Source organism: Desulfomonile tiedjei DSM 6799, assembly GCF_000266945.1.
Classification (GTDB): Bacteria; Desulfobacterota; Desulfomonilia; order Desulfomonilales; family Desulfomonilaceae; genus Desulfomonile; species Desulfomonile tiedjei.
In genome coordinates, this window is record NC_018025.1 from 5,282,279 (window position 1) to 5,295,202 (window position 12,924).

At 46.5% G+C, this 12,924-nt stretch carries 8 protein-coding genes; 6 read left to right on the forward strand and 2 right to left on the reverse strand.

Features of this window, described 5'->3' with window-relative positions; all coding sequences use genetic code 11:
* Nucleotides 1-52 precede the first annotated feature (52 nt).
* The 4 genes from DESTI_RS22645 to DESTI_RS22660 all read left to right on the forward strand — a co-directional run bounded on the left by DESTI_RS22645 (nucleotide 53) and on the right by DESTI_RS22660 (nucleotide 5,913).
* On the forward strand, nucleotides 53-2,224 hold the full coding sequence (locus DESTI_RS22645) for a GumC family protein (protein WP_014812310.1): 2,172 nt from the start codon (nucleotides 53-55) through the stop codon (nucleotides 2,222-2,224).
* On the forward strand, nucleotides 2,217-3,668 hold the full coding sequence (locus DESTI_RS22650; protein ID WP_014812311.1) for a phenylacetate--CoA ligase family protein: 1,452 nt from the start codon (nucleotides 2,217-2,219) through the stop codon (nucleotides 3,666-3,668). Before DESTI_RS22645 ends, DESTI_RS22650 begins: the two co-directional genes overlap by 8 nt.
* Nucleotides 3,669-3,950: 282 nt before the next feature.
* A complete protein-coding gene (locus DESTI_RS22655) occupies nucleotides 3,951-4,994 on the forward strand; it encodes a glycosyltransferase family 2 protein (RefSeq protein WP_014812312.1) in 1,044 nt (347 codons plus the stop codon).
* Nucleotides 4,995-5,130: 136 nt separating this feature from the next.
* On the forward strand, nucleotides 5,131-5,913 hold the full coding sequence (locus DESTI_RS22660; RefSeq protein ID WP_014812313.1) for an ElyC/SanA/YdcF family protein: 783 nt from the start codon (nucleotides 5,131-5,133) through the stop codon (nucleotides 5,911-5,913).
* Between the two features lie 413 nt (nucleotides 5,914-6,326).
* On the opposite strand, the gene DESTI_RS22665 is transcribed toward DESTI_RS22660, so the two are convergent.
* Nucleotides 6,327-7,376 carry an Ig-like domain-containing protein gene (locus DESTI_RS22665; protein ID WP_014812314.1) on the reverse strand — a complete coding sequence of 350 codons (1,050 nt, stop codon included), beginning with the start codon at nucleotides 7,374-7,376 and terminating at the stop codon, nucleotides 6,327-6,329.
* A gap of 2,024 nt (nucleotides 7,377-9,400) precedes the next feature.
* Between DESTI_RS22665 and DESTI_RS22675 the strand changes: the two genes are divergently transcribed.
* Complete coding sequence (locus tag DESTI_RS22675; protein WP_014808181.1) at nucleotides 9,401-10,762, forward strand: IS701 family transposase; 1,362 nt, start codon at nucleotides 9,401-9,403, stop codon at nucleotides 10,760-10,762.
* Between the two features lie 365 nt (nucleotides 10,763-11,127).
* Here DESTI_RS22675 and DESTI_RS22680 read toward each other — a convergent pair whose 3' ends face one another.
* Nucleotides 11,128-11,490 (reverse strand): hypothetical protein, encoded by a 363-nt coding sequence (locus tag DESTI_RS22680; RefSeq protein ID WP_041286414.1) that lies wholly within the window; start codon nucleotides 11,488-11,490, stop codon nucleotides 11,128-11,130.
* Nucleotides 11,491-12,013: 523 nt separating this feature from the next.
* Here DESTI_RS22680 and DESTI_RS22685 point away from each other — a divergent pair.
* Nucleotides 12,014-12,919 carry a poly(R)-hydroxyalkanoic acid synthase subunit PhaE gene (locus tag DESTI_RS22685; RefSeq protein ID WP_014812317.1) on the forward strand — a complete coding sequence of 302 codons (906 nt, stop codon included), beginning with the start codon at nucleotides 12,014-12,016 and terminating at the stop codon, nucleotides 12,917-12,919.
* Nucleotides 12,920-12,924 lie beyond the last annotated feature (5 nt).

The following is a 12,924-nucleotide window of genomic DNA, read 5'->3' on the forward strand; positions in this document are numbered from 1 at the left end:
CAAATAGTAAATCGAAGTAGTAATTGCGAACAATCTCAGTCGGAGATCTATCATGGATGATTCTGGTAAAGATGCTCTTTTTTTACTGAATGTGATCAAAAAACATAAGCTCATGATTTTGTGTATAAGTTGCGGGCTTATCATAGTGACCGTTCTGTTCACTTTCTCCAGAGTCCCGTGGTTTAGATCGTACGCTATGCTTGAAGTGGATGTTAAGAAACCCGAGGCACCGAATTCCTTAACCGGAGAAGCAAATTCTGAAGCGATAATCAGTACGCACTTGGGCAAATTGAAATCAACAAGCGTAGCAGAGTTGTTGGTAACAAAGATGAATCTGGATCAAGATCCGGAATTCATAAACTCACCCGGCCTCATAAGCCAAATTGTGTCGGGCCTGCGTAGTCTTATCTCCACGGAAGACTCTCCGAACTCGTCGCAGTTTGACGAGATAGAGAAGAAAAATAAGTTAATCAAGACTGTTTTGGACAGGGTTTCAGTTCGGCCGATTCATAAAAGTAACTTAATTATGGTCAGTTTTGACGCAAAAGATCCCTTTCAGGCGAAAACTTTTTTGGATCAATTCCTCCATTTATGCATCACTTATCAATCGGATCAGAGGAGGAAAGATTTGAAGGACACGTTAATCGGTCTCGAAAGGGAACTGCAAAAATCTGAGATGAAACTGTTCGACTCGGAATCCCAACTTGTTCAATTTGTGTCGAAAAGCGGCTTGGTTCCATCGAGTGACGGCGGATTCGGCCCCATTATGGATCAACTGAAAAGACAAATGGAGACAGTACTGAGAACCAGAGAATTGCGAGGCAAATACCAGGCTCTGGACGAGAAATCCTCCGGCAAGAATGACGAGTTACCTGGAGATCTCCCCAATAGCGAGTACGTGAAGAAAATGCAGGAGCAGTTGGCAACCCTTGAAGTAGAAGATCGCCGCATGGGTGCACTCTATAGTGAAGCCTTCCCCAAACGCATTACCCTACAAAAGCAAATTACCGAATTACGACATAAGATTGAGCAAGCCCAGAAAGAGGCTGTTTCGGCAGCATTGGACGCTATCAAGAAAGAAGAACTGATTTCAACAGAGTACCTTGATGGCATAAAATCGGAAGCAATGCGAGTCAATGCATTGAGTTCACAGAGTGCTCTTCTCATGCGAAAAGTAAATATGAACAGAGAAGTGCATTCAAACCTTTTGAAACAATATCTGGAAACACAAATTCGGGCAAACAGCAACCTGAATGACATTCACATAATAGATACCGGTTCTTTAAATACTGGGCCAATCTGGCCTCCTAAACTCCTTTTTCTCAGTGTTGGACTCTTTGCTTCAGTATTGATAGGCGTGCTCGCTGCATTTGTACGCGAATATACCGATGACTCGATTCAAACCACCAAGAGATTAGAAGCCCAGTTCGATCTTCGCGAATTAGGCAAAATACCCGATCTGAACTGTGTGCGCTTCAGATCGGAAAATGGCGCTTCGAGAGGAGCTTTTCTGGTACACTCGGAACCGCAATCGTTCCTGACGAATGCTTTCAGAAATATACAAACATCCATCTCGTTTGTTGTGGAAGATTCGGACATGAAGACGTGGGTGTTGTCGAGCGCAATACCTCAGGAAGGTAAAAGCTTCGTTTCTATGTCATTGGCATTTACCTATGCTTTAGACAAGTCAAAAAAAGTGTTACTCATCGATGCCGATCTGAGAGGACCATCGATTTCGAGAATGTTCAATGAAATAAACGACGATGGATTGTCGACTTTGCTTCAATCGCCTGATATGTCATTTGAGAATGTCGTTCACCATCACAAGCCGTCAAATTTATTCTATATGTTAGCGGGACCGTTATCTGACGATCCCGTAAATCTTCTGAGGTCCGATAGACTCAAAGACGTATGCAACATTCTCAAAAAGGAATTCGATGTTGTCATTTTCGATTCGTCTCCCATATTGGCTTTTCCCGATACTCGGATTCTTTCGAGAGTTACGGACGGACTCATATTTCTCGCACGGCAAGGCCATGTTACAGAACATGAAGTAACCTCAGCTATAGAGATCATACGCTCTACGCAGAAATCGAGAATTTTAGGTGTCATTCTGAACGGAGTTTCAACATTCGATCGAGCATACAATTATTACCAAGCCTACTATTCCGGCAGAAATGGAAAGAACTGGCCTGCTCTTACGGAAAGGAGACGTCATGAATGACATTCTTCTCAGAATGTACTATTGCCTGCCGTCCTGTGCAGTGAATGTTGCTGCGTCATTGTACGGATATTATCAGACAAGGATAAGATACGGCTCTTTATGGGAAAGAATGGTTCCGGTCATTGAACAGAGAGATGGCTGGACATTAGATCAGTGGAGAGAATATCAAAATGACAGATTGATGTTCTTCTTAAAACGTGCAGTGACCAGAGTACCGTATTACAGGCGTCTTCATGAATGCGGCCGTTTTCCTGTAGAAGATGTCAAATCAACTGACGATCTAAGTATCCTTCCTATTCTCGAAAAAGATGTAGTTCGTTTAAATCCTCGTGATTTTATCGCAGATGATTGCAATCCATCAAAACTGATTAGTGAACAGACAAGCGGTACAACGGGAAAACCTGTATTGACTTTTTGGACATCCGCCACTTACCAGGAATTATTTGCCATATTTGAATACAGGCTGCGTCGTTGGAATGGGGTGAAGTATGGCGATAACTGGTGCATGATTGGCGGCCAACTGGTAGTCTCACAAAAACGAAAACGCCCGCCGTTTTGGATTTGGAACCATCCCTGTAGACAACTCTACATGTCGAATTATCATCTTGCCCCCCAATTCCTCGATTATTACTTGGATGAGATCAAGGCAAGAAAAATTGTGTACATGCTTGGATTTTGCTCGTCAATGGATGTTCTTGCCATTCATGCTCTCGAGAGAAATAGGACAGATATTAAATTTGAATTTGCCATTGGAAATGCCGAACCATACCTGATTCATCAGCGGGACAGAATCGAGAAGGCTTTTCAATGTGAAACACGTGACTCATACGGGTGTTCCGAAGGTGTAACGCACGCATATGAATGCGCTTACGGCAATTTGCACCTTTCGCCCGACGTAGGCATAACGGAATTTATCGGTCAAAACGGTGAAGCAGTTCCTCCGGGTGAAGCGGGGGAGCTGGTATGTACAGGTTTGCTCAATCCGGATAACATTTTCATTCGATATCGTGTCGGTGATTGGGCGATTGCCGGCGACCCCGGTTGGCAATGCCAATGCGGACGCTCGATGCCGATTATCAAGAAGGTGGAAGGCCGGACTGCTGACATGATAATTACTCCGGACGGACGCAGGATAGGTCTCATTGACCCTGTGTTCAGGGGGAATTTGCGAATAAAGGAAGCCCAAATTAGACAGGTAAAAGCAGAGGAATTTGTCATCTGTTGTGTACCGTGTACGGGATTTGATGATTCCGACAAATCGGTCATCATGAATCGCTTCCGGGACCGGGTGGGCTGCGTAAAAGTACGCTTTGAACTAGTTGATAGGATTCCCAGAGGAAACAACGGAAAGTTTAAATTCGTGGTAAATGAATGTTATCAAACATTAACAAGATCGGAACAACCGTCTGTGGAGAATTCCTCAAGGTCTGGAACGCTAATGTAATGCAAATGGAGAAGGAACTCCTTCCTCGAACACTGCGTATTATCCAGAGCATGATTATTTTTGCCTCGGATCGTTTGGCATATCAGTTACATCGATTTTCCATATATCAGTAATCTTATCCTCGACCTCAACCATCAGGTACCAATTACAGAGCAGCACTTTCCACGAATTACGTAGGCACTTCGCGAAAATGCCCGCGACCGCAATCACCGTGAATTACTAAATTTCATACCCTCCGCATTTTATTGCGACAAATCATAATGTCGGTTTTTGGAGTTCGAGATGGACGAAACAAATAGCCATGAGATAATATTTTCAATAATTCTCGTGGTTCACAACGAACGTGAATGCCTGATTAATTTGCTTCAGGATTTGACTTTACAGGATTTTCCTGCGGAACGGACGGAGATGATTCTCGTGGACAGTGCCTCCATTGATGGGACCGGCCAAGCAATGCATGATTTTGCCGAAAATCATACTCGTAGGAGGATCACCATACTGCAGAACCCGGATAAAATCACGGCTCCCGGCTTGAATCTTGCCATCAGGGCGGCCACCGGGAAATTCGTGTTGCGACTGGACGCACATACCAGAATTCCCACCGATTTCTTGACGCGTAATTACGAAGCATTACAGAAAGGGGAGTCTGTGGTTGGAGGCCGCATCGTTTACATGCAGCCGAGTGGGATCTGGGAGCTGATTCTCTCCACTGCTGTTTCGTCACGTTTTGGCGCTGCTTGTGCTCCATTCAGACAATTGCGGGCCGCAGGATACGTAGACACCCTTGCTTTTGCGGCCTATTCAAGACAAGTTTTTGCGAACGTAGGACTGTTTAACGAGACCCTGGTCCGTAATGAAGACAATGAAATGCATTACCGCATCCGCAAGGCCGGCTTCAGATTTTACTACGATCCAACGATCATATCTCGCTATTTGTCACGTCGAACTCTTCGTGGACTGCTGAGACAGATGTACAACAACGGCCTTTGGATTTTCCCCACAATGGCAATTCAGCCAAGATGTTTTTCATTCAGACATTTCGTACCGTTGTTTTTCTTTCTTATCCTGTTATTTTGTGCTCTCACAGCTATAGTATTGACCGGTTGGCTTTTAGGCTTTGTGCTATTGGTGTACTTTCTCGCTGCTTTCATCTTCGCTGCACAGAAAACTTCCTGTTTCAGCGGATATCGGAAATTCGGTGTTCTTTTGATACCATTCTATTTTTTCCTCATTCATAGCGCATACGGTATTGGGACGTCTGTTGGAATGTTCCGATTGATCGGAGAGTATTTTGGATTGGTTCTTAACCCATCCCAGCAATTCTGAAATTGAATCGTGAGCTTTTTGACGGTTTGATGAGTGCATACCAATGTGCGTTCAAATTAGTCGAGCCTTCCAGATTATGAGAAAAAAAGCTAATCGGTATGAGAAATCTGACTGGAATTACAGACGGAGTATTTATATGGATTTTGTAGTCTTTGTCTTGAAGAAATTAGTAAGTGCAGTGGTTCAGCCCATCGGGATTTCTTCTGTTCTCGTGGTTGCCGGTGTCATTGTCTGGAAGTTGAAGCACTGGAGTCGGGCCGGGGCGTTCCTCATCGTCGCTGGATCGGGATTGTTGTTGGTTCTTTCATTACCGATCACATCCTATTTGTTGTTATACGGTTTGGAAGCACAAGCCGGTTCGTATCAGGATCCTGATTTTCTCAAATCAAACGGCGTACAATACATTGTTGTATTGGGCGGTATCGGCAGCACTGATGAGCTGACTCCCGCAGATAAATCCGGGGATTCCATTTACCGGGTTTTGGAAGGAGTGCGTCTCTGGCACGGAGTTCCCGGAAGTCGGTTAGTTCTTTCCGGAATGGGAACCCCGGTTTCGAGTAACGATCCGGAATCAATGAAGTCTTTTCCTATGTATCTAGGGGTTGAGCCCGATGCTTTGACAGTCTATGCAAATGCCAGGGACACCGAGGACGAAGCCGAATTCGTGTCCGCGTTTCTGGGTGACTCCACATTCGCCCTGGTGAGTTCTGCTTACCATATCCCTCGAGCTATGAAGCAATTTCGGAACAGAGGCCTCAATGCCATTGCCAGTCCTTGCGGATTCAAGGCCAAAACTCCACCCCAATTGTATAGAAGCTTTCTGCCCGAAGGCAGTGCTCTGTTGGGTTCGGAATTGGCAATACATGAGTATTTGGGGCAGCTTTGGATAGGCCTTAGAAGCCTGGTTTCACGAATATAGCGAGCCTATAAAAATCTGACGTTTATCCCATGCTCCAATACAAGATACTAGTGGGGACCGGCGTCCCTGCCGGTCCATTCTATCGATATCATTGATTATATTGAAGATGTGCCGGCACGGAGGCACGGCACCCACCAATATTCCTAATCTTCAATCGGACACTAATTTTGGTAATTCTTGTGGCATGAACTGCACGGTTTTACTTCTTTGACTGCTATCGGCACGAGTCTGTCTGGAGGCACTCGGAAAGACGTTCTTGAGAGAGCCAAAAAGTCGGCCTTTTCTTTATGGCAATGATCGATCTGAGGAGGAAGCCGCAAGAAATTGTGGCTTCCTCGTTTCTTTTTTAGCCCATTGATGGGGCCGATTCATTCCTCTGGATGCAAAACGGTATCAGATATGTGATATTGGTCTTATACATCAAGTACGTTTATGAAAACCGTCTGAGAAGTCGATTGAGCTCCCCCGGAACCTGCGCACCCCAGATCGTTTACCACGATAGAGAGTGTGTCGGAACCATGGTAGTTGAGACCCGGGGAGTAAGTAACATCATGCAGCACCGCATTAAGCTCGGTCCACGATCCGAGGAACACCATCTGCGCGTCTTGCGTTCCATCACCGGTGAGAAAATAAAGTCCGGTTGTACTGGCAAGGCTCAATGTGCCGTGACTCACGGAAAGAGTTATCTGAATCTCGTCAGTAATAGAATCGACATCATAAACGTAAATAGCGGGAATATGCAGACTGGTATTTTCATTGACAGTCTGTGCTCCCGGGACCATTACTATGGGCGCTTCATTCACATAACTGCTCGTGTGTTGCTGAGTGTAGTGGAAGTTGTTACCCCAGATGTACTCACTGGAATGCCAATCGTTGTATACCATCACCCCATAGTCATCGACGAACCAGGTGAAGGCTAATTCCCATCCGTTTTCATTGACGTCATCATGCCAGTACCACTGGCCGTCTGTATGATCCTGATAGAAGTAATTGAGTTCATCGGCATAATAGCTGCTGCCGGTAGAATCATTGTATGCCCACATCCATTGTGAGTTAACCTGGTCCGCGAACCAGGCGAATGCCGGTTCCCAGGTCTGATCGCTAATATCGTCCCACCAGAACCAGTTACCAGTAGAAGTTTCCTGTGCCCAGTATTGATGCAACCCGTGATACCAATAGGCGAATCCTCCGGAATTCTGCACCCACCAGCCAGTGTTCTGGTTCCAGAACCATCCGCTGGATTGGTCCCACCACCATCCGCTGCCGTTATCCTCCTGCCACCATCCATTGTCGACATACACCCAGCCGAGACTATCGACCGTACCCGTGTCAGTTCCGGCGTCCTGCACATCCTGCGCGTCAGCCACCGCTCCGTCAAGAACAATCCGATCTTCCAACTGCTCCAGGGTAATTGAGCGGCCGGATCCCCCAAATGACTTCCGTAATTCAGGCATAATTCTCATCAATTCTTCCTCCATTTTCAGCAATTACGAAAAGAGTCTTCCGAGGAGGTATGTTCACCTCCAGCTTCCCCCAACAGTGCCTTTGTTGTAATACCAATGCGCTTTCACACGAGTAATATCGGAAAGCCGATCAGTTGCCGGCTCCGGCGGATCTCCTCCGCTACGGACGGCTCAGCCTGACTTCGCTTCGGAGATCCGCCGGAGCCGGCTTCAGCATTGTCACTTCTTTGATAGCGCATCGGTATAAGTCAGATTATCTCTCATCCAATCCTCTCCTTACTAATTCCGACCACGGCTATTAGGGCACCCTATTTCTTCCCCCTGTCATTTGTGTTTATGGCATCGTGGTGCATGAGTACTCGTGAAGGTCTTCTGCACACAATTGTGTCGTTCAGAGATAACTTGCAACCAGCATAGATCTTTCTTGACAGACAATTGTTTGAGTTCGTGTAATGAGCAACGAACCTTTCTTATGTAAGGGGGGATTCTGAAAAGCGGACAAGTCATGTACTAAGAACATAGCAACTTACAAATATCGATTAATAATCGGTAAAAATCCCCCCCAACACAATTTGAATGCATAATTTCGGAGAATGGACATGGTCATCCATCATCTTTAAAAGTCAGTATACGCAAAAAATGACTTTATGAAAAGAGGACAACACACTGGTCGATGAGTTTTCATTGAGGAACAAGCTTATTTGCTCGGGAACGATTACAGATATACGTCAATGGATGAATAGGCCATTCTGGAGATGGATGTAGAATTGTCAGAAGCAATTTGTTTCCCGAATCCGTTAAATCTTACTCTTTTCTCTTGAAGAGGGTAGTTCACAATGCTTTTCATCATCGTGATGAACCCTTTTTCCATTGGAACCATATGAAAACTGACGATAATGCGTCGACAGTGTGTATCATACAAGGATTGGTGTGAAAATCTTGACATCTCAAGCAACGAAACCATCCTTATAGAAGAGCTCTGGATGAAATGTCATTGAACTAAGAGAGTATGGTTGTAGAGGGGGCAAGAAAGAGATTGTTTCAGAGAAATGAACCATTGACAAGGGTGAGATGTCATATTAGGATGTCTGACAGTAGGTCCGTGTGCGTCATACCCATTAGGGTTGACCTGTCGACCGTCCGAGGGGTAACGTAAGTCGTACTGGCTGATAGAAGCAAGAGCCTAGGTTCGCCCTAGCCTCGTACGCCGCCAACCTGAGCGATTCTTTGGAATCCACGGTCGAGAGCGCATGGACTTTTACTTTTTCTTTCGCGTCGTATCCCAATATGGGTGATAAGTTTTCAAATGCCATCCGTTCGCCGCGTCACAGGCAATAACCACTCTAATCACTTCAATACGATTTGACTGGGGGTCTCTGGGTCTCGGGATTCTTGCTTCCACCTCCCAGTTTCCCGTCGATGGGTTCTGGATCGGTTCATGAGGCAGTTTGACAAGCACTTCTCGCACACATGGAAGTAGACTGAGACGATAGGCTATATCCTCCTCAGAGTACTCCAATGGTAGATCTTCCGAATCCTCGCGTGGAAACCAATGGTCAAAGCATTTTTCGATGTACACTCTCTTCCGCTCTCCGAATAGATTAGTCAGAACGTAGATTTTTCCATGACATGTTCGTCTCCATTCGTCCAAGTACTTGTTGGCAATTTGAAACATAGTTCGACGACCTGTGATTCTGAGTGGTTTGATTTCGCATTTGTACCTCTTCACTTAACCAACCTTCGGGAATCCTGACAGATCACAGATTGCGTAAACAACACCAATTGTAGAAAGATTGAAGATTACTGCAAAGACTCCAGTCCGACAGTATCATTTTGAGAAAAGAGAACTGGAAAGAGGTACGCTGCAAGACAATAACTAACCGAAACCAAGGCAGTTTAATGACTATCTATAGTTTCGCCCTTTTTGTATTCTGGACGGTTAGATGGTGAGATAATCCTTGAAAAAATAAGGCGTTCCGCACATACCCGGTTTTGTGAAAGATTCTGGGAAGGAGGAACGCCAGTTGAAGAGATCTATACCAGATCCGTTCGGGATTGACGAGATTCATTTCAGAGCGTGTTTCAGCGCACCGAGTTTCCGTATCTTCGTTGCGCTGGTGGTCGGTTGGGTGCTCACTATGGGCAAGCACACTATCAGCCAGGTGATTCTGACCATGAGACTCCATGAATCCAAGCACTTCGCCAGCATCTACCGATTCCTCGGCAAGGGACGATGGGAGACTGACTTTGTCTCCTATTTCGTCTTCAGAATGTTGGTAGAAACGCTGATTGCAGAAGGGATCGAGATCCTTGTGGTGATTGACGACACCTTGAACAAGCACACTGGCAAGAAGATCTGTGGCGCGGGCTGGCAGCATGATGGTTCACTCCCAAAGCATACTAAGCAAAAGGGGTATGGAGTGTGCTTTGTCATCATAGGACTGGCGATTCGCCTTCCCGGCATCAGCGATCGCATGTTTTGTCTGCCATACGCTGCCCGCCTTTGGTGGCCGCCAAAGGCCAAGTTTAATCCCAAGAGCCTGCCCTACAAGACAAAACCCGAACTTGGATTGGATCTTATAAATCTGACTCATTCATGGCTCCAAGAGGGAGAAAGACTGAGAATTGTGTTCGACCTGGGATACTGCTGCGATACCATCCTCAAAGCACGACCCAAGAATGTGCACATTACAGGGAGGCTGAGAAAGGATGCAGCTTTGTTCGCTGTGCTGGAACCTGCTCCATTTACAGTGATGGGCAGACCTCGCAAGAGAGGCGCTCGACTGCCCTCCCTGGAAACGATGTTCCAGGACCCCAATCTGGGGTGGAATGAGATTAGGGTCTTCTGCTATGGAAAACAAACTAAGCTCCTGATACATCAGTTCACGGCGCTATGGTATCATAGCGCAGGGCAACAGCCTCTTTCGATCGTGTTGTGCCATGACCCGGCCGGCCACCATGCCAATATGGTGTTTTTCGATACGGACCCTCAGGCTGCACCACAGCAGATTATCGAGCGCTACGCTGCACGCTTTAGCATTGAGATGACCAATCGAGAGACCAAGAACCTCCTGGGTGCGGCTGAACCTCAGTGTCGGAAAGAGACCTCGGTAACCCGTGCCCCTATGTTTGCTTACTGGGCCTACTGCTTTGTAGTGCTTTGGTTCGTTGGGCAATTCGTCACTGCAAAGAACCTCGTTGCCGACCCGGCTCCCTGGTACTGCCGGAAAAAGTCGTTCACCTTTTCAGACATGCTGGCAGCAGCTCGAAGGAGTCATTTCTCGCTGAGAATTTATTCGAAAGCCAGCCGAATCAATAAGTTCGAAAAACTCAACGGCCCGCGCTCCACGCGCGGACTCGACCATGCAAGAATCGCGAAACTATAGTGACTATAGCGGTTATCGAAAGTCTTGACGGAATCCAATGCCTGCAATGAGAAGAATCAGTAGCGCCGGCGTCCCTGCCGGCGAGAACTTATTGATTTGTTTGGTGAATTGTTCGCCGACACGGAGGCCGGCGCTACCAATTGCTGGGAACTGCTCTTCACAATCCGTGATTACTTTCGAGAATCGGTATAGGAGTAGGGAAATGAGAAGGAGGAAGATGAACCGGATATTCAGGTCTCTTGTTATGGGCTTGTCAAGAGAACAATTCCATATAGTTTGTTTATTTCAGTCGGGAAACCTTCTTCTGCGCTAAGAAGGTTTCCTTTGAGTTGGTCTCAGAATGATATTCCGGCAGGAAACCGAGGCTATTCCGATTTTCGCAGGAGTTCTTCCATCTTTTCCATCTGGCTCTTGGCTATCTCATATTGCAGATTTTGCGCTTTCTTCAAGCCTTCCCATAGATCTCTGAACTGTTTCTCAAGGGCTTCATTGTAGAAGGGTGCCTGCTTCAAACCCCGAAAGAAAGTCTCTTCAGTCTGCTCCATGAACGTTTTCCACGTGGCCATATTGATGTCGTACGAAGTTCGTACAGTGCTGATCCAGGAACTCCATTTTCCCGCGAAGCCGGCTTCCGGGCTCTGCATGAGGGGTGATTTGGAAGCCATTTGCTTCCAAAAAGTCCAGCTTTTCTCCATCATCTGAGTAGTCTGATCGAACAGCTCTTTCATAATTTTGCCTTCCTCTCTGAGCATGAATAGCCCTGTGATGAGCAGGTGAACGCCAGGAGTGATCAGGTTCTTCAGGGTTCCATGTGTCACAGGGAACTAAATTATGGGTCGACAAATCAGTAATATTACGGCGATGTCGAATTTTAGTACGTCAAAAATCGATAACAATGAGATCTGATCAAGAATCGTAACTCTTTCAGACTAGGGTGAAAAAGAATCTTTGTCAAGATTCGCGTGTAAATCATTGGGGGTTTCTAAACCGGCCATTGTCCGTTTTTTTGCAGTTCGTGCATGATCTCATTGCACAGAGATTGTAGCAATACCGAGCGGCAGTGTTGGTTCGGATTTCCCGGTGCAGGCAAGAGTACTTCGGTTGACACCGAAGGGTTAAACGGCAAAGATAGTACAGTACGAATTATATCTGCTCGTAATTAATCAAAACCCCGGACCAATGTGACCGCTGATCTGATACGACCGGGGATTTGCAGATCGGAGCTTGGCCCGATCAGGGGAGGTCAATTTGATGGAAAAACAGCACGAAACCGTGGGTGCGAAGTCTCTTATGGAACTCTGGCTCAAGACTTCCACTGACTTCTGGACATCCATGACGGAATCCGATCCGAACGGTTCGCAACGGCAGCAGCCCGATACGGGGGAGTCGCAGGAAAAGGGTAGGGCCGAAGAAGCCCTGCAATCCACCATGAGAGCGGTCAAGGCCTTTGCCGCTTCCATGGCTGAACCGGAGGCAGCCGAATCCTGGGCGAAAGGGATCAACACGCTGCCCGAGGTGTTTATCAAGATGACACAGCCGGTGGCAAACAGCTTTTTTCTTGCACAACAGGAATGGATGAAGAAAGCCGGCAGAGTCGGGCAGTGTGCTTCAGAACACAGGCTTAACGACATCTCGGGAACATCTTTCAGAGTACTCACAGAGGTGTACGAGAGAGAGTTCCGTCACTTTTTCCACATACCTCAGGTCGGACTTGCCCGCGGGTATCAAGAACACTTCAATGCTGCAGTTGACCGGTATAATCTGTTTCAGACTTCGCTGACCGAATTCCTTTCGTTGCTGTACCTTCCTCTGGAACAATCCCTGAAAATGATGCAGGACAAACTTGCCGAAATGACTGATTCAGGCAAGCTCCCGGACGATTCGAAAGAATACTACCGCATGTGGATAAAGATCCTGGAAAACCACTACGCGACGCTGTTCAAATCCCCCGAATACCTCGAGACCCTCCGAAAGACACTCGATTCGGTGAATGAATTCATTATTGCCCGTTCCCAGATCCTTCAAGACACTCTGAAAGTTCTCCCCGTGCCATCGCAGCAGGAAATGGATGAATTGTATAAAGAAATCTATCTATTGAAAAAGAAAATAAGAAATCTAGAGAAGCTAATTCCGGAATTATCGAATTCTCAAAAGTAAAGATC